At 50.0% G+C, this 19,716-nt stretch carries 13 protein-coding genes; 6 read left to right on the plus strand and 7 right to left on the minus strand.

Features of this window, described 5'->3' with window-relative positions:
• Positions 1–43 precede the first annotated feature (43 nt).
• Both ybaK and uvrA read right to left on the minus strand, forming a co-directional pair.
• Entirely contained in the window at positions 44–523 is a 480-nt protein-coding gene (gene ybaK, locus DWY55_RS10435; protein ID WP_117878220.1) for a Cys-tRNA(Pro) deacylase, read from the minus strand.
• Between the two features lie 24 nt (positions 524–547).
• Positions 548–3,382, minus strand: a complete 2,835-nt coding sequence (gene uvrA / locus DWY55_RS10440) for an excinuclease ABC subunit UvrA (RefSeq protein ID WP_057255991.1) — start codon at positions 3,380–3,382, stop codon at positions 548–550.
• 189 nt (positions 3,383–3,571) lie between these two features.
• Between uvrA and DWY55_RS10450 the strand changes: the two genes are divergently transcribed.
• Together DWY55_RS10450 and DWY55_RS10455 are read left to right on the plus strand one after the other, a co-directional pair.
• Positions 3,572–5,365, plus strand: a complete 1,794-nt coding sequence (locus tag DWY55_RS10450) for a LysM peptidoglycan-binding domain-containing protein (protein ID WP_120178077.1) — start codon at positions 3,572–3,574, stop codon at positions 5,363–5,365.
• 80 nt (positions 5,366–5,445) lie between these two features.
• A complete protein-coding gene (locus DWY55_RS10455; RefSeq protein ID WP_008663316.1) occupies positions 5,446–6,147 on the plus strand; it encodes a porin family protein in 702 nt (233 codons plus the stop codon).
• Between the two features lie 169 nt (positions 6,148–6,316).
• Here the strand turns inward: DWY55_RS10455 and DWY55_RS10460 are convergent, their stop codons facing one another.
• The 5 genes from DWY55_RS10460 to DWY55_RS10480 form a co-directional block, all read right to left on the minus strand.
• Positions 6,317–6,778, minus strand: a complete 462-nt coding sequence (locus DWY55_RS10460; RefSeq protein WP_005825355.1) for a DUF4293 domain-containing protein — start codon at positions 6,776–6,778, stop codon at positions 6,317–6,319.
• Positions 6,778–7,113 (minus strand): DNA-directed RNA polymerase subunit omega, encoded by a 336-nt coding sequence (locus DWY55_RS10465; protein WP_005825356.1) that lies wholly within the window; start codon positions 7,111–7,113, stop codon positions 6,778–6,780. Before DWY55_RS10465 ends, DWY55_RS10460 begins: the two co-directional genes overlap by 1 nt.
• Positions 7,114–7,154: 41 nt before the next feature.
• Positions 7,155–7,976, minus strand: coding sequence for an outer membrane protein assembly factor BamD (locus tag DWY55_RS10470; protein ID WP_005836575.1), 822 nt, complete (start codon positions 7,974–7,976; stop codon positions 7,155–7,157).
• A 197-nt stretch (positions 7,977–8,173) separates the two neighbouring features.
• Positions 8,174–8,599 (minus strand): amino acid-binding protein, encoded by a 426-nt coding sequence (locus DWY55_RS10475; RefSeq protein ID WP_005825359.1) that lies wholly within the window; start codon positions 8,597–8,599, stop codon positions 8,174–8,176.
• 59 nt (positions 8,600–8,658) lie between these two features.
• Positions 8,659–9,957: a phenylacetate--CoA ligase family protein gene (locus DWY55_RS10480; RefSeq protein WP_117958652.1), complete on the minus strand. Its 1,299-nt coding sequence runs from the start codon at positions 9,955–9,957 to the stop codon at positions 8,659–8,661.
• A 116-nt stretch (positions 9,958–10,073) separates the two neighbouring features.
• Here DWY55_RS10480 and uvrB point away from each other — a divergent pair, with 116 nt between their 5' ends.
• From uvrB to DWY55_RS10505, 4 genes are all read left to right on the plus strand, one after another.
• Positions 10,074–12,134 (plus strand): excinuclease ABC subunit UvrB, encoded by a 2,061-nt coding sequence (gene uvrB, locus DWY55_RS10490; protein WP_022400712.1) that lies wholly within the window; start codon positions 10,074–10,076, stop codon positions 12,132–12,134.
• A gap of 87 nt (positions 12,135–12,221) precedes the next feature.
• Positions 12,222–13,277, plus strand: coding sequence for a linear amide C-N hydrolase (locus DWY55_RS10495; protein ID WP_120178078.1), 1,056 nt, complete (start codon positions 12,222–12,224; stop codon positions 13,275–13,277).
• Positions 13,278–13,409: 132 nt separating this feature from the next.
• Positions 13,410–16,709, plus strand: coding sequence for a UvrD-helicase domain-containing protein (locus DWY55_RS10500; RefSeq protein WP_117958654.1), 3,300 nt, complete (start codon positions 13,410–13,412; stop codon positions 16,707–16,709).
• A 43-nt stretch (positions 16,710–16,752) separates the two neighbouring features.
• Positions 16,753–19,644, plus strand: coding sequence for a PD-(D/E)XK nuclease family protein (locus DWY55_RS10505; RefSeq protein WP_057087778.1), 2,892 nt, complete (start codon positions 16,753–16,755; stop codon positions 19,642–19,644).
• Positions 19,645–19,716 lie beyond the last annotated feature (72 nt).

A 19,716-nucleotide genomic window follows, 5' to 3' on the forward strand; every position in this document is an offset into this window, starting at 1 on the left:
CATTTCCTTATAAAATTAAAATATCTCGGCAGAAATAGAAGATTTATTCATTAAAAAGAACACAAACTTCTGCACGCACTTCTTTTACCAAATCCTTCGGGTCCAGTTTAAGCTGCAAACCACGTTGTCCGGCACTGATATAAATATACGGAAACCGCAGGCACGTTTCATGGATATAGGTAGGGAAAGGCTTCTTCATGCCGATGGGCGAACAGCCTCCGCGGACGTAGCCAGTCAGAGGTAAAAGTTCCTTAACCGGAATGAGGTCACACTTCTTGTTGCCCGATGCCTTTGCCGCCAGTTTCAAATCCACTTCGTGCTCACCCGGGATGACGCAGACAAAGTAGCCGGATTTATCACCGTGAAGAATAAGTGTCTTGAACACGCAGTTGATGTCCTCGCCCAAACTGGCGGCTACATGTACGGCGCTCAAATCGTTCTCATCCACCTCGTAGGGAATGAGTTCATAGGCTATCTTGGCTTTGTCGAGCAGCCGCGCTGCATTCGTCTTATTAATTTTCACCATAACAAGTTACAAAATTAGTAATTAGTAATTATCCCCCAGCTCTTCACGCAGGAATTTCGGAGTATAGCCTTTCTCGCTCTTCGCCACCTCTTCGGGTGTTCCGCAGGAGAGGAGTTCCCCTCCCCCCTTGCCACCTTCGGGACCCATATCAATGATGTAGTCCGCCATCTTAATGACATCGAGATTATGCTCTATGACGATGACGGTGTTTCCTTTGTCAACAAGTTTGTTCAGTACATTCATCAGTACACGGATATCTTCAAAATGAAGTCCGGTGGTAGGTTCGTCGAGGATATAGAGTGTCTTGCCCGTATCACGCTTGGAGAGTTCCGTAGCCAACTTTACGCGCTGGCTCTCACCTCCGGAGAGCGTGGTGGAGGACTGTCCCAGCTTGATATAGCCCAATCCCACTTCCTGGATAACCTTAATCTTATTCAATATCTGGGGCACATTCTCGAAGAACTCCACCGCACGGTTGATGGTCATATCCAGCACATCGGCAATGGACTTGCCTTTAAAGCGCACTTCCAGCGTCTCGCGGTTATAGCGTTTGCCGTGGCACACCTCGCAAGGCACATACACATCCGGCAGGAAATTCATCTCAATACATTTGTAGCCGTTGCCCTGGCAAGCCTCGCAGCGTCCGCCACTGACGTTGAAGGAGAAGCGTCCCGGCTTGTACCCGCGTATCTTCGCTTCGGGCAGGCCGACAAACAGATTGCGGATATCCGAGAACACACCCGTATAGGTGGCAGGATTGGAGCGCGGCGTACGTCCCAAGGGAGACTGGTCTACATTTACCACCTTGTCTATATGCTCCAACCCTTCAATGCTGTCATACTCCAAAGGGTCTTGAAGGGAGCGGTAGAACTTCTGCGAAAGAATAGGCTGCAACGTCTCGTTGATAAGTGTGGATTTGCCACTGCCAGACACACCGGTAACACAAATCAGCTTGCCCAACGGAAACTCCACATCCACATTCTTCAGATTATTGCCTTTGGCGCCTCGTAGCCACAGACTGTGCCCATTGCCCTCGCGACGCTTGGCAGGCACCTCGATGGCACGTTCTCCATTCAGATATTGGGAGGTCAGCGTATGCGTCCGGAGCATTTCGCGGGGAGTGCCAGCAAAGACGACATCCCCTCCCAGCCTACCGGCTTTCGGCCCCATATCAATGACATAATCGGCGGCGAGCATCATATCCTTGTCATGCTCCACCACAATGACGGAGTTGCCAATGTCACGCAGTTCCTTCAAAGAGTGTATCAAGCGCTGGTTGTCACGCTGGTGCAGGCCGATACTCGGCTCGTCCAATATATAGAGCACATTCACCAGCTGAGAGCCTATCTGCGTAGCCAGGCGGATACGCTGGCTCTCTCCACCGGAAAGGCTGACGGAACTGCGGTTCAGCGACAGATAATCCAGACCGACATCGAGCAGAAACTTGAGCCGCGTACGGATTTCCTTCAGGATTTCACCGGCAATCTGCTGCTGCTTGCTGCTGAGATGCGGGTCTACGGCAGATAGCCAGTCATACAGCTCGCTAATGTCCATTGTGGACAGTTCGTAGATGTTCTTGTCGTGGATGCGGAACGAAAGCGCTTCCTTGTTCAGCTTGGCGCCATGGCACTCCGGACAAACGGCAGTCTTGGCAAACTGGTCCGCCCACTTCTGCGCCGTGGCGGAAGCATCCTTCTCTTGCAACATCTGAATGTATTTGATGACACCCTCAAACGTCACGAAGTAGTCGGAAGAGGTGCCTATCAGCGAACTCTTTATCTTGATGCGCTCGTCCGAGCCGTAGAGCACCTCGTCCAGTGCATCCTCCGGCAGCTCCTTCACCGGAGTTTTCAGCGTTGCCTCATACTTCTCCAGCAAGGCGGTAATCTGCCAGAAAATCATGCTGTTCTTGGCTTTCCCCAAGGGTGCGATGGCACCTCCGGCGATGGAGAGCTCGCGGTCGGGAATCACCTTGTCGATGTCAATCTGGCTCACCACCCCCAGCCCTTTGCACTTGGGGCATGCGCCCTGCGGGGAGTTGAAGGAGAAGTTGTGCGGTGCCGGTTCCCGATAGGACAAGCCCGTCACGGGACACATCAGCCGCTTGCTGTAATGGCGCACGCTGTCGGTCTGCGCATCGAGTATCATCAGCAGCCCGTCGCCCTGGCGCATGGCGGTGGCTACGCTGTTCTTCAGGCGCGTGTCGTCCTTATCTGCCACCACAAGCTTGTCTATCACTACCTCCACATCGTGGTTCTTGTAGCGGTCCAGCTTCATACCGGGCAGGGCTTCGCGCACCTCGCCGTCCACACGCACGTAGAGGTAGCCTTTCTTGCGCACCTGCTCGAAAAGCTCCTTGTAGTGTCCCTTACGACCCCGCACCAGCGGGGCAAGGATGTAGATGCGCTTTCCTTTATAGTCTTTCAGGATGAGGTCCAGTATCTGCTCTTCGGTGTACTTCACCATCTTCTCGCCCGAGAGGTAGGAGTAGGCGTCGCCGGCGCGGGCATAGAGCAGACGCAGGTAATCGTACACCTCGGTGGTAGTGCCCACGGTGGAGCGCGGATTCTTGTTGGTGGTTTTCTGCTCGATGGAGATAACCGGGCTCAGTCCCGTTATCTTGTCCACATCCGGACGCTCCAGGTTTCCCAGGAAGTTACGGGCGTATGCCGAAAAAGTCTCGATATAGCGGCGCTGCCCTTCGGCAAAGATAGTATCGAATGCCAGCGAGGACTTGCCGCTTCCGCTCAGTCCGGTAATCACCGTAAGGCTGTTACGGGGAATCTCGGCATCGATATTCTTAAGGTTGTGCACGCGCGCACCATATACATTGATATATTCTGTTTCTTCTTGCATGTTAATTTATCCTATCGTTTTAACTGCAAAAATAACTGTTTCCCCCCGAATATCAGCCGAAAAGCGCTATTTTTCAGTTTTGAAATGCACAATATTATTTCTTAACGCAATCCTTTGGCAGAAATGCCACAATATTCGTACCTTTGCAGCTACTTTGGGAAATTGTAAACATAAACCAACGATTACTGAATGAAAACGATTAACCGCATTATCTGCTCCCTGCTGCTTGCCGGCGCATGCACGCTGGGTGCAGTGGCACAAGAGAACCAATCTTATTTCCTGCATACCATCGAAAAAGGACAAAGTCTCTACTCCATCGCCAGCATGTACGGCGTCAGCCAGGCAGACATCATCAAACTGAATCCCGGCAGTGACGAGAGAATATTCATCGGACGCACGCTGCGTATCCCCCGCAGTGCCGCCAACGCACAAAAAGAAACATACCACACCATCGCATCCGGCGAGACCCTCTACCGGCTGACTGTGAAATACAACGTATCTGCCAAAGCCATCTGTGACGCCAACCCTGGACTGAGCGCCGAGAATTTCCGTATCGGACAAGTCATCCTCATTCCTTCCACAACCGAGGCCGAAACCATGGCCCCGACCGAGACACTGAGCAACAACACAGTGGTTGCCAACAACAATATTCCCGGTCCCATAGAGTCGCGCTGCCGCGACATGCACAAGGTGAAACGAAAAGAAACCGTATTCAGCATCAGCCGCGAATACGGCATCAGCGAAGCCGAGCTGATTGCCGCCAATCCGGAGCTGAAAGGCGAGAACAAAATAAAGAAGGGAACCTTCCTCTGCATCCCCTACCCCAAGGCACAGACGGAGCAGAGCGCGCAGTTGCAGGCCACGCCTACCAACAGCGAGCTGTTCCGCGAAAACAGAAAAGAGACAGAGCGTTTCAGCACCATCAAGGCTGCCGTCATCCTCCCCTTTTTGGACGGGGTATCGAAGAGTGAGTCCTCCCGTATGGTGGAATACTACGAAGGCCTGCTGATGGCCGTAGACAGCCTGAAACGTACCGGCACTTCCATTGACTTGTACACTTACAATTCGGGCCCCGAAAGTGCCTCGCTGAACTCCATTCTGGGCAAAAGCGAGATGAAGGACATGGACATCATCTTCGGGCCTCTGTACCAACAGCACATCAAACCGCTGGCCGAGTTTGCCAAGAAACAAGACACACGCCTGGTGATACCATTCACATCGAAAGACAACACGGTATTCCAGAATCCGGCGGTCTATCAGATAAATACCCCCCAATCCTATCTGTACTCCGAGGTGTACGACCACTTTGTGCGCCAGTTCCCCAATGCCAACGTCATCTTCATTGAAGCCAGCCAGGGCACCAAGGACAAGGCAGAATTCATCAAGGGACTGAAAGATGAACTGCGCAACCGTTCCATCCCGATGAAGAGCCTGAAAGAGGATGTCACCGTAGAATCCCTGAAAACAGTATTACGCACGGACCGTGAGAATATCTTTATCCCCACATCCGGCAGTAACCTGACATTGATTAAGATACTTCCCCAATTGACGCTGTTGGTACGCGAGCAACCCGAAAGCCGTGTCCATCTGTTCGGCTATCCGGAGTGGCAGACCTACACCAAAGACCACCTGGAAGCCTTCTTCGAACTGGACACCTATTTCTATTCCTCTTTCTATACCAACAACCTGCTTCCTGCCGCCATCAACTTCACCAAGAGCTACCGCAGATGGTATGGCAAGGAGATGGACGAACGCTATCCCAAATTCGGCATGTTGGGCTTCGATACCGGTTATTTCTTCCTGAAAGGACTTGCGCGCTATGGCTCTTCTTTCGAGAAGAACATGCAGGGACTGGATTTGATTCCCATCCAGACCGGCTTCAAGTTCCAACGGGTAAACAACTGGGGAGGCTTCATCAACAAGAAGGTGTTCTTCGTGCACTTCACCAAGAACTTTGAGCTGGTGAAATTGGACTTTGATTAGGGATTAAGGATTAATCATCTGATAATCCACTATATAACTATCAACTTGTAGCCTGTAACTCGTAACTTATAACTTATAACATGAACCTGAGAACAATCATCATATTCGCCCTGCTGGTGTGTGCATGTATATTGCCCCTGCATGCGCAGGTGGGCGAGCAACGCCACAACTTCGCTGTGGGCGTCAATGGAGGCATCAATCTGAATAGCGTAAGCTTCTCTCCCTCTGTCAAGCAGAAGAATCTGATGGGTATCAACGGCGGTGTAACAGCCCGATACATTTCCGAAAAATACTTCAGTATGATTTGCGGTGCACAAATCGAGCTGAACTTCTCACAACACGGTTGGGACGAGTATTACGAGGACTATCCCACACTGAGCTACACCCGCACCATGAACTATGTGGAAATACCGTTCCTGGCGCATCTGGCATTCGGCAAGGACCGCGGTTTGCAATTCTTCATCCATGCCGGTCCGCAGATAGGTTTCCTGCTTGGCGACAGCGAAAAGATAGACGGCGACTGGGACGGCACTGTAGCAGAATCCTACACCAACATCACCGTGGAACAGCACGGCAAGGCCATAGACAACAAATTCGACTACGGCATTGCAGGTGGAGCAGGCATAGAGCTGCGCACCAAGGCAGGCAATTTCATCGTAGAAGGAAGATACTACTATGCTTTATCCGATTTCTATGGTAGCACCAAGAAGGACTTTTTCTCACGCTCCGCACACGGAGTCATTACGGCCAAGATAACTTATCTCTTCGACTTGAAGAAGTAATGCTTATAGGAAACACCCGTTTCCACACGTAGGAACGACAATTTCCTCTAATGGGAACAGTATAATGGAACGACTGTAACCTCAAGAGGAAACGATAAAAAAGGCAGACCACGTATTCCGAATGAAATACGTGGTCTGCCTTTTGTTATTATCAAGTAGATAAACCTTCTTATCTTCTTAAACGGTCTGCCGCCTTCACCATCACCTCATCTTTGTAGATGGCACGGAAGGCCAGATAGTTGAGGATGATGGCTACCACCGGAAGGCAAAGCGCCCATCCCAACTGGAAAGTCATTGCATCCAAATCACCCTTCAAAATAAACATAAATACACAGAAGGCTATGTAGTAGCCTATCAGCAGAATGCTGCTGAAAATCGTCATGCGTATTTGCAACATACGGTTACGGAAAAGGAATATCGTACAGAAGGCAACAAGTGCACTGAGCAACAATATCCCGAACAAGCCCCAAGTAGACTGAAATCCTCCGTCGGCCAAAGCCACTCCCAGAGGTTTGAAAACATGTGCTGTCACTCCGTCCGCTCCGATGAACTGTCCTACAGGCATGCAAATTGCCACAACCAACAGGATAGTTACCAACAACAAATAAACAGATTGAATACGTTGTATCATTACTGTAATTTTTCTTTTTCCTTAGCCGGGTTACGATAGTAAATCTTACCCTCCACATACTCTTGCGTTGCAATCAATGTCGGCTTCGGCAGTTTTTCGTAATAGCGGGAAATCTCAATCTGTTCCCGGTTTTCGAACACTTCTTCCAAATTATCATTGTAAGAGGCAAACTCAGCAAGCTTTTTGGAAAGGTCGTTCTTGATTTCCACACTAATCTGGTTGGCACGTTTTCCGATAATCGCTACGCTTTCGTATACATTACCGGTATCCTCACACAACTCCATCATATCACGGGTCACCGTAGTAGTAGGAGCATTTGTCTTTCTGTAATCCATAAATTTATCTATAGTATTAATTACAAATTATTAATTACTAATTACTCTTGTTCTTCGCCTCCCTCGCCCAGCATTTTCTGTGACTCCTTGAAGATTCGGTCGGCTTCCTTCGTATACTTGCTTTCAGGGAATTCGTTTTTAAAGGCATAACATTCATCCACCGCTTCACGGTAACGTTCGGCTCTTCTATCTTCCACACTATACACAGCCAACTCATACTTGGCACGCAAGATAAGAATGGATAAATCTTCACGTAGGTTGGTATAGGGATAATCCTTCAAAGCATTCTGCGCAGTGATAACGCAAGCCTGATAGTTGTTGCCCAGATAATTACCCATATTATAATAAAGTTTTGCAGACAGATACTCCTTCATCACCAGCTTGTCCTGCAAGGCAAATATCATGTTCTGCGCTTCTTCTTTCTTGGAACTTTGCGGGAAGTATTCCATAAACATCTGCAACTGCTGGATGGCACTATACGTACCGGATTGGTCCAAACGCGGCTCCGGAGTATCCAAATATAGAGCTTTACCGGCATGGAAACGTGCCAGTTCAGTGAATGTGCCGCGGGGATAAACGTTGTAGTATTGAATGAAAGTCTGCGCAGCAGTCTGATAATCCTTTTGGTTATAGTAACTCATGCCCAACATATAGAGGGATTCCTCTGCCTTATCAGTACCTTTGAGAATGGCAATCAATTCGTTGAGCAAAGTGGCAGCACGGTTGTACTGGCCTTTTGCGAAGTAATTTTTTGCCGCTTCGTACTTGTATTCGTAATCTGTGCTTTTCAGCAATTTGTTGTATTCTCCACACGAGGAGAGCAGCAATGCTGCAAGCAGAGTTATTAGGATGTTCTTCTTCATTACTTTTGTTCAAATAATGCGCAAAGATAGGGGTTCGCATCGAATAAAGCAACGATACGAGCCTTAATTTTTCAAAAACCAGACGAACGGGCAGGAATTAGGGATGAATGGTGAAAGATTAAGGATGAGGACTATGCAGGTTGATAGCACAGTCACTAATCACTAATCCCTAATCCTTCCTCCCTAATCCTTCGTTTTCACAGTTTATAGAGTTCGCTTGCCGCCAGCAAATCGACCTTTTTTTCTGTCAATACACGGATACAGTTATCCATGTCGTTGGGACGAATGATGACATTGGCCGTTTCACCATTGGCAAAGGAATACATGTACTCGATGAACACGCCTTCATCGGAGAGGAAACGGAGTACTTTCGCCAATGAACCGGGGATATTGGGACAACTGATGCCTACTACATCCGTTACGTTCACTGCGAAGTGATTATCTTTCAAAGCCTTATATGCTTTATCCGGTTCGGAAACAATGCCACGAAGGATACCGAAATCGGCATTCTCTGCAATACATAGAGCAGAAAGGTTGACACCTTCTTTTGCAAGAACTTCAGTCACCTCTGTGAGGCGACCGGACTTGTTCTCCAGAAAAATGGAAAGTTGTTTTGCTACCATAGGTTTATTTACGATTTGACAATTTACGATTTACCATGTACAATGTACAATTTGGCGATTTACAATTTGCGGTTGTCGATAACGCGCTTGGCTTTACCTACGCTGCGCTCAATACTGCGTGGTTCTACCAAACGGACATCTACGCCGAGACCGAGTACGCTCTGCAGGCGGGCCACAAGCTTCTTCTTCAGAGCCAGCATCTTGTTGATTTCATCGGAATAGTATTCGGGACGAACCTCAACCTGCAACTCCATGGTGTCGGTATTGTTCTTGCGGTCTACCAGCAAAAGGTAGTGAGGCTCGAACTCCGGCATTTCGAGGATAACGGACTCTATCTGCGTGGGGAACACGTTGACACCACGGATAATCAGCATGTCATCACTACGTCCCAAGATGCGGTCCATACGAACCAGTGTACGTCCGCAGGAGCACTTATCGTAGTGCAGGGCGGTGAGGTCCTTGGTACGGTAGCGCAACAGCGGCATCCCCTCTTTGGTAAGGTGAGTGAACACCAATTCGCCGGTTTCTCCAGGGGCAACCGGTTCGAGGGTCTTCGGGTCTACAATCTCGGGGAAGTAATGGTCTTCATTGAGGTGGGTACCGTGCTGGCACTCGCATTCGTAACCTACACCGGGACCGGCAATCTCACTAAGCCCATAAATATCAAATGCCTTGATACCCAGCTTGATTTCAATATCCCGACGCATACTTTCGGTCCATGGCTCGGCGCCGAAGGCTCCCACTTTCAACTTAAACTCTTCACGGGGAAGACCGGAGTCTTTGATGGCATCTGCCAGATAGAGGGCGTATGAGGGCGTGCAGCAAAGTACGGTAGAACCGAAATCATGCATCAGTGTAATCTGCTTCTCCGTATTGCCGCTGGACATCGGGATGACGGAAGCGCCGATATTCTCGGCACCGGCATGCGCACCCAGTCCGCCGGTAAAAAGTCCGTAACCGTAGGACACCTGGAAAATATCCGAGCTACCGGCACCATAGGCGGTAAAGGCCCGTGAAAGGCATTCGGACCATGCTGAAAGGTCTTTTCGGGTATAGCCTACCACAGTGGGTTTTCCGGTTGTGCCGGAAGAGGCATGAATACGCACAATCTGGCTCATAGGTACGGCACAGAGGCCGAAGGGATAATTGTCCCGCAAGTCGTATTTGGTAGTAAAAGGCAGTTTTACAATATCATCTATACTGTTTATGTCATCGGGAGTAACTCCCAGTTCCTGCATTTTCTTACGATAAAAAGGAGTGTCATGATACACACGCTCCACAGTCTTTTTGAGACGAATGCTCTGGATTTTACGAAGGCTTTCGCGATCCATGCATTCGATGCTTTCATTCCAAATCATGTTCTTCGTTGTATTACAATTATTAATGGTTGTTATCAATATAGCTGCAAAGTAAACAAAAAAATTTTGTTTATCTCAAAGATTTTACCGAATATTGCCGCTTCTAAGAAGAGAAAATGAACAAATTCGAACTGACATCCGCCTACCAACCTACCGGTGACCAGCCGGAAGCCATCGCACAGCTGACCGAGGGCGTGCATGAGGGACTTCCTGCACAAACATTACTCGGTGTCACCGGGTCCGGAAAGACATTCACCATAGCCAACGTCATTGCCAACATCAACAAGCCAACGCTGATATTGAGCCACAACAAGACGCTGGCTGCCCAGTTATACAGCGAGTTCAAGGGATTCTTCCCGAACAATGCCGTGGAATACTATGTGTCCTACTACGACTACTATCAGCCCGAAGCCTACCTGCCATCATCGGACACCTATATAGAAAAAGACCTCGCCATCAACGACGAGATAGACAAGTTGCGCCTTGCCGCCACCTCCGCCCTGCTTTCGGGCAGGAAAGATGTAGTGGTGGTATCCTCCGTTTCGTGCATATACGGCATGGGGAATCCGGCAGACTTCTACAACAACGTCATCGAAGTACAGCAAGGCAAGAATTTCAGTCGCAATGTCTTCCTGCGACGCCTGGTGGACAGTCTTTACGTACGCAACGACATTGACCTGAACCGCGGCAATTTCCGCGTGAAAGGCGATACGGTGGACATTTATCTGGCTTACGCCGACAACTTGCTGCGCGTCACCTTTTGGGGAGACGAGGTAGACAGTATTGAGGAAGTGGACCCTATGAGCGGCGTTACCGTCGCCAAGTTCGATGCCTACAAGATTTATCCCGCCAACCTCTTCATGACCACCAAGGAAGCCACGTTGCGTGCCATCCACGAAATAGAGGACGACCTTCACAAGCAGGTGCAATGGTTTGAAAACGAAGGCCGCCCATTCGAGGCCAAACGCTTGCAGGAACGGGTGACCTATGATATGGAAATGATACGCGAATTGGGACATTGCTCCGGCATTGAGAATTATTCTCGCTACTTTGACGGGCGTGCTGCCGGTACCCGCCCCTACTGCCTGCTGGACTTCTTCCCCGAAGATTTCCTGATAGTCATTGACGAAAGCCACGTCAGCGTCCCGCAGATACGTGCCATGTACGGAGGTGACCGCGCCCGCAAGATAAACCTGGTGGAGTACGGGTTCCGCTTGCCGGCAGCCATGGACAACCGCCCGCTGAAATTCGATGAATTCGAAGAGATGGCCAAACAAGTGATTTACGTCAGCGCCACACCGGCAGACTATGAGCTGATGAAATCCGAAGGCATCGTAGTAGAACAAGTCATCCGCCCGACGGGACTGTTAGACCCCATTATTGAGGTGCGTCCCAGCCACAACCAAATAGACGACCTGATGGAAGAAATCCAAGTACGCATCGAGAAGAACGAGCGTACCCTCGTCACCACCCTCACCAAACGAATGGCTGAAGAACTGACGGAATATCTGCTGAACAACAACGTGAAGTGTAATTATATCCACAGCGACGTAGACACTTTGGAACGTGTGAAGATTATGGGTGACTTGCGCGAGGGCATTTACGATGTACTTGTCGGTGTCAATCTGCTGCGTGAAGGACTCGACCTGCCCGAAGTCTCTCTCGTTGCCATCCTCGATGCAGACAAGGAAGGTTTCCTTCGTTCCCACCGCTCACTGACACAGACAGCCGGACGTGCCGCCCGTAACGTGAACGGCATGGTCATCATGTATGCCGACAAGATAACGGACAGCATGCAACTGACCATCGACGAGACCAACCGCCGTCGCGAGAAGCAGTTGAAGTACAACGAAGAGCACGGCATCACACCACAGCAAATCAAGAAAGCCAAGAACCTCAATGTGTTTGCCACCAACGAGGCTTCCGGCGAAGCCGTCCTCAGCAGCGAGAAGTTCACTTCCAGCACTCCCCGCCCCTATGTGGAACAAGAAAGTACATCTACGATGGCTGCCGACCCTATAGTACAGTACATGAGCCGCAAGCAACTGGAAAAGAGTATCGAACGTACCAAGAAGCTTATGCAGGAGGCTGCCAAGAAACTCGATTTTATCGAAGCCGCACAGTATCGGGACGAGGTGTTGAAGATGGAGGAATTGCTGAAAGAAAAAGACGAGTAAGGGATTTCACCTCTTTTTCTCAAACTATACTCCCCTCCTTTTGTTATTCTATGAAACAGAGTATTAATTCATAAAGACAAAAGCGAGATGAATAAACCAATAAAGACAATAGCTGTTGCACTGGCTGCCATAGCCGCCATAAGTGTGCAACAAACAGAAGCGTGTACCCGAGCCACCTACATCGGTCCTGACAATACAGTCATTACAGGACGTACGATGGACTGGAAAGAAGACCTTATGAGTAACATCTATGTATTCCCAAGAGGCATGCAAAGGGCAGGCTACAACAAAGGGAATACAGTGAACTGGACTTCCAAGTACGGTAGCGTCATTGCCGCCGGTTATGACATAGGTACCTGCGACGGTATGAACGAGAAAGGTCTGGTTGCCAGCCTGCTCTTCCTTCCGGAGTCCGTTTACCACCGCCCGGGAGACAACCGCCCGATTATGGGCATCAGTATCTGGACGCAATACGTACTCGACAATTTTGCAACCGTACGCGAAGCTGTGGATGAACTGAAAAAAGAATCCTTCCGCATTGATGCACCAGACCTGCCCAACGGAGCCGCTTCCACCCTGCATCTGGCCATCACAGATGAAACCGGAAACACGGCTATCCTGGAATACATAGACGGAAACCTTGAGATACATGAAGGCAAGCAGTATCAAGTAATGACCAACTCTCCCAAATATGAACTCCAGCTGGCTATCAACGACTATTGGAAAGAGGTAGGCGGACTGAATATGTTGCCGGGAACCAACCGCTCCAGTGACCGCTTTGTACGCGCATCGTTCTACATCAATGCCATTCCGCAAACAGCGGATGCAAAGATTGCTGTACCCAGTGTATTGAGCGTAATGCGCAATGTTTCTGTACCGTTCGGTATCACCACACCGGACAAGCCCCATATCTCCTCCACCCGTTGGCGTTCTGTATCCGACCAGAAGAACAAAGTATATTATTTTGAGTCCACACTGACCCCTAACTTGTTCTGGCTCGACCTGAAGAAAATCGATTTTAGCCCGAATGCAGGAATCAAGAAACTCTCACTGACAAACGGAGAAATCTATGCCGGAGATGCCATAAAGGATTTGAAAGACAGCAAAGGATTTGTATTTCTTTTCCAGACGCCGGTAATGTAGCACAGCCCCTACACATAGCCCCTCAATAATGGATGCTTCCCACTTCTTTCTATAAGAGAAAGCAGGGAAGCATTTATTTTTCTCATTATTTTTGTGTACGTTTGCAGATACATACTCAATGCAGCAATTTACATGGAATTATTAGTATACAAAGCCTCTGCCGGCTCAGGCAAGACCTTTACGCTGGCTGTGGAATACATCAAGCATTTGATAATCAATCCACGCGCCTACCGGCAGATACTTGCCGTAACCTTCACCAACAAGGCTACGGCAGAGATGAAGGAGCGCATACTGACACAGCTTTACGGTATCTGGAAGGGAGCACCTTCTTCCGAAGCATACTTGGAGAGAATTAAAAATTATAAATTAAAAATTAAAGGAGAAGGCGGGGACAGATTGACGGACGGGGAGATTCGTCAACGGGCCGGCATGGCACTGCAATACATGCTGCATGACTACAGCCGTTTCCGCGTGGAAACCATCGACTCCTTTTTTCAATCTGTGATGCGCAACCTTGCCCGCGAACTGGAACTGAGTCCTAACCTGAACATAGAGCTGAACAACAGTGAAGTGCTGAGTGATGCCGTAGACAGCCTCATCGAGAAGCTTACCCCCACTTCTCCCGTGCTGGCATGGCTCCTGGACTACATCGACGAGCGCATCCGCGACGACAAACGCTGGAACGTATCGAATGAGGTGAAAAGTTTCGGACGAAACATCTTCGATGAAAGCTACATAGAACGCGGCGAAAAACTACGGCAATGCCTTCGTACTCCGAACACGTTGAAACTCTACCGGGATGTGCTGCGCGATATGGAAACCGAGGCTCTGGAACAGATGAAAAGTTTCTACGACCAGTTTGAAGGCGAACTGGAAGGGCATGCCCTCACTCCCGAAGACTTGAAAGGAGGTGCCCGAGGCATCGGCAGTTACTTCCGCAAACTGCGCGACGGCAGACTGTCTGACAAAGATGTGCTGAACGCCACCCTGCAAAACAGCCTGGCAGATGCAAAAAACTGGGCAACGAAAACATCCTCACGGAAGGACGACATCATCTGTCTGGCAAAAACCAGCCTGATACCTCTACTGCAGGAAGCCGAAAGAATGCGTCCGCAACGCAACCGCACCCTGAACAGTTGCCGTCTCTCGCTCCAGCATCTCAACAAACTACAACTCCTCAACCATATTGACGAAGAGGTACGTACACTGAACCGAGAACATAACCGCTTTCTACTTTCGGACACCAACGCCCTGCTGCACAAATTGGTGCGCGAGGGTGACTCTTCGTTCGTCTTCGAGAAAATCGGCGCCAACATACGCAACGTCATGATTGACGAATTCCAGGACACCAGCCGCATGCAATGGGACAACTTCCGTCTGCTGTTGCTCGAAGGACTTTCGCAAGGAGCCGACAGTCTGATTGTGGGAGATGTGAAGCAGTCCATCTACCGCTGGCGGAACGGGGACTGGGGAATACTGAACAGCTTGGGAAATAAAGAATTAAACTTAAACTCCTTCCCCGTCCGTGTGGAAACCCTAAAAACAAACCGGCGTAGCGAAACCAACATTATCCGTTTCAACAACCAGGTATTTACCGCTGCCATAGACTACCTCAATGCATTACACCTGAACGAACTGAAAGAGGATTGCCTACCCCTGAAACGCGCTTATGCCGACGTAGTGCAGGAATCGCCCAAGAGCACGGAGTACGGCTACGTAAAAGCCACCTTCCTGGAACCGGACGATGAACACAACTATACAGAGCAGACCCTTCTCGCTTTAGGAGAAGAGGTGCAACGGCTGCTGGAAGAGGGCGTAACACTGAATGATATCACCATCCTTGTCCGCAAGAACAAGAATATCCCGCCGATAGCCGACTATTTCGACAAAGAACTGCATCTCTCTGTCGTGTCCGACGAAGCTTTCCGTCTGGATGCCTCCCTTGCCATCTGCATGCTGATGGATGCCCTGCGCTGCCTATCGAATCCGGAGAACAAGATTGCGGAGGCTGCACTGATGGAGAATTACAAATTACAAATGACAAATGACGAGCAGTCGGGATTCATCATAGCCACTCCCCTGCCCGAAACCTTTACCTCCCGACGGGAAACGCTGCGCTTGATGCCTTTGTATGAGTTACTGGAAGAACTGTTCAGCATCTTCGGCATGAGCCGCATTGAAAAGCAGGATGCCTACCTCTTCTCCTTCTTCGATGCTGTGACTGAGTATCTGCAAAGCAATTCTTCCGAACTGGCCAGCTTCATCCGCTACTGGGACGAAACCCTTTGCAGCAAAACCATCCCCAGCGGTGAGATGAACGGCATACGCATCCTCTCCATCCACAAGTCCAAAGGACTGGAATTCCATACCGTACTGATTCCCTTCTGCGACTGGAAGCTGGAGAACGAAACCAACAACCAGCTGGTGTGGTGCGCCCCACCGGAAGAGCCTTATAATGCCATCAGCTTAGTACCGGTGAACTATTCCACCACCATGGCGGAATCCATATACCGGCAGGACTATCTGCACGAACGTCTTCAGCTGTGGGTAGACAATTTGAATCTGCTGTACGTAGCCTTTACCCGTGCCGGCAAGAACCTCATCCTCTGGAGCCGAAAGGAACAGAAGGGAACCATGTCCGAACTCCTTGCCAACACCCTGCCCCACATAGCCAAAGACGGAGCAGGCAGTTGGGACGAAGAGGCTTCCATATATGAGAACGGCAAGATTTGCCCTTCCCCCGTCCCCGTCTCACAGCATGACGCAGACAACCCTGCTAACGACGAAGCTAAACCTCTATACTACGAACAGAAACCTCTATACTGCGAACGTAAACCTGAGGTTTACGAACAGCAACCAGTCAACAGACTTTCGCAAAAGCCGGTCAAACTGCCCGTCCACATGGAGAGCATGCTCCACGACATCGAGTTCCGGCAATCCAACCGTTCGGCAGACTTCATAGCAGGAGTGGACGAAGCAGAGTCCAGCCAGCGCTTCATCAACCGGGGACGTTTGCTGCATACCCTATTCTCTGCCATCGAAACGGAAAAAGACATTGACAATGCCATCAGCCAGCTCGTCTTTGAAGGTGTGATTGGACGGAGTGAGACGGAAGAAGAAATACGCAATCTCACCCAACGCGCTTTCTCCCTGCCTCAAGTCAAGGACTGGTATTCAGGAACGTGGCAGCTATTCAATGAATGCGACATCATCTGGCAGGAAAACGGTGAACTGCGGACACGCCGCCCGGACCGCGTGATGATGCGTGGCGAAGAAATCGTAGTGGTGGACTTCAAGTTCGGAAAGCCAAACAAGAAGTACAACAAGCAGGTGCAGGGATACATGCAACTGCTGGTCCGCATGGGGTATGTCGCAGAAAATATACGAGGTTACTTGTGGTATGTAGAGGAGAACAACATAGAACCGGTATAACTCACTCCCCATCCACTATTAATTATCAATTATCAACTAAATCATGGAAACATTCCTCCAACTGGTCGCCCGCGACCTTTACGCCAAAATAGGAAACGACCTCTCGCGCACCGCCATCGTTTTCCCCAACAAACGTGCCAGTCTGTTCTTCAACGAATATCTGGCAACTGAAACGGACCGCCCTTTGTGGTCGCCTGCCTACGTCAGCATCAGCGAACTGTTCCGGCAACTCTCTCCATTGAAGTCCGGTGACCCTATCCGTCTGGTATGCGAATTGTATAAGGTATTCCGCGAAGAGACCCGCAGCGAAGAAACTCTGGATGACTTCTACTTCTGGGGAGAACTGCTCATCAGCGATTTCGATGACGTAGACAAAAACCTTGTAGATGCCGACAAACTCTTCAGCAACCTGCAAGAACTGAAGAACATTATGGACAATTACGACTTCCTCGACCAAGAACAAGAAGAAGCCATCCGCCAGTTCTTCCAGAACTTTTCCATAGAAAAGCGCACGGAGCTGAAAGCCAAATTCATCTCCCTCTGGGATAAACTGGGCGACATCTACCGCCACTACCGCCGCAATCTTACAGAACTGGGCATCGCCTACGAAGGCATGATGTACCGCAATGTCATGGAGCAACTCGACACCGACCGACTGCGCTACGACCGCTATGTATTTGTCGGCTTCAACGTGCTGAATAGAGTAGAAACCCGTTTCTTCCAGCTCTTGCAGGATGCCGGGAAAACAATGTTCTATTGGGATTACGACGTGTTCTACACCCGTCTTCCCCTTGAGCAAAAGCCGCCCTATACCCACGAAGCAGGCGAATTCATCCTCCGCAACCTAAAGCTGTTTCCCAACCAACTGCCCGAAACTTCTTTTGATGTACTGCGGAAACCCAAGAACGTACGCTTTATCTCCGCTTCTACCGAAAATGCACAAGCCCGCTACTTGCCGCAATGGATTAGGGGGAATGAAGAATTAAGAGCCCCTTCTTCATTCAAAGACACTGCCGTTGTCCTTTGCAACGAATCCCTACTGCTTCCCGTCCTCCACTCCATTCCGGCAGAGGTAAAGAACGTCAACATCACAATGGGATTTCCCCTTGCCCAAACTCCGGTGTACAGTTTTATCAACGCCCTTGTAGAGCTACAGACTACCGGCTACCATGCAGGTACCGGACGATACATCTACGAAACCGTAATCACGCTGCTGAAACACCCTTACACCCGGCAACTTTCCCCCAATGCCGAAACACTGGAAAAACAGCTTACCCGGGACAACCGCTTCTATCCCCTTCCCTCGGAGCTGAAGCAGGACGCATTCCTTGAACAAGTCTTTACACCACAGAACGGCATCGCCGCCCTATGCAGCTACCTCACCGAACTGCTTCGCGAAGTGGCCGTCCTCTACCGCCAGGAAAAAGACGTGGAAGACATCTTCAACCAGCTGTACCGCGAGTCTCTGTTCAAAAGCTACACCCTCGTCAACCGCCTGCTCAGCCTGATAGAGACCGGCGAATTGAGTGGTGTGCGCACAGACACGCTGAAGCGACTGCTGAACCGCTTGCTTACCTCTGCCAACATTCCCTTCCACGGAGAACCCGCCATCGGCATGCAAGTAATGGGGGTGCTGGAAACGCGTAACCTCGATTTCCGTAACCTCATCATGCTCTCCCTCAACGAAGGGCAATTGCCCAAAGCCGGAGGCGACTCCTCCTTCATTCCCTACAACCTGAGGAAGGCCTTCGGCATGACCACCATAGAACACAAGAATGCCGTCTATGCCTACTACTTCTACCGCCTCATCCAACGGGCAGAAAACGTCACCTTATTATATAACATCTCTTCGGACGGACTGAACCGCGGGGAGATGTCCCGCTTCATGCTGCAATTCCTGGTAGAGTCGCCGCACAACATCTCCCTTGAGTACCTTGAAGCCGGACAATCTCCACAACAAGCCCTGGAAATTGAGATTCACAAGACACCGGAGATGTTGCAACAGATGTTCGACGCCTACGACATCCACCGACGTCCCAAAGCGTTCTTCTCCCCCTCTGCCCTCAATGCCTATCTGGACTGCCGGCTGAAATTCTACTACCGATACGTAGCCGGCCTGAAGGCTCTCGATGAAGTAAGCGCCGAAATAGACTCCGCCCTCTTCGGCACCATCTTCCACCGTTCTGCCGAACTGGTGTACAACGAACTGACAACCAACGGACGGGAAATACGTAAAGAAGACCTGGAACAGTTACTGAAAGACGATGTCCGCCTGCAAGCCTATGTGGACAATGCTTTTAAAGAAAAGTTCTTCCATGTGCCCCTTACGGAGCAACCGGAATATAACGGTACGCAGCTTATCCATTCCAAAGTCATTGCCTCTTACCTGCGCCAGCTTCTGCGCAATGACCTGCAATATGCCCCGTTCCGTATGGAGGGTATGGAACAGGACGTCAGAGAAATGATGGAAATAGATACTCCGCAAGGAAAGCTTGCCTTACAGATAGGCGGTACCATCGACCGCCTGGACAGCAAAGGAGACACGCTACGTATCGTGGACTACAAGACAGGCGGTACTCCCAAGACTCCTGAAAATATAGAACAACTGTTTACTCCCGCCGACAACCGTCCCAACTATATTTTCCAGACGTTTCTGTACGCCGCCATCCTCTGCCGCAAGCAATCGCTGAAGGTAGCCCCTTCCCTACTTTACATCCACCGGGCAGCTTCCGAAAGCTACTCCCCGGTCATCGAAATGGGAGCGCCGCGACAACCCAAGGTACCGGTCAACAACTTCGCTTTCTTCGAAGACGAGTTTCGCGAACGGCTGCACGGACTCCTGCAGGAGATATTCAGCCAAGAAGAAACATTCAGCCAAACAGAGGATACCCGGAAATGTGAATATTGCGATTTCCGCAGTCTGTGTAAGAGATAAAAAAACAGACCATCCGTTCATAAGAAACAGATGGTCTGCACGACCGTAACAGACGGTCTATTTGAGTCTGAC

The organism is Bacteroides sp. AF25-38AC, assembly GCF_003602995.1.
GTDB classification, from domain to species: Bacteria; Bacteroidota; Bacteroidia; order Bacteroidales; family Bacteroidaceae; genus Bacteroides; species Bacteroides uniformis.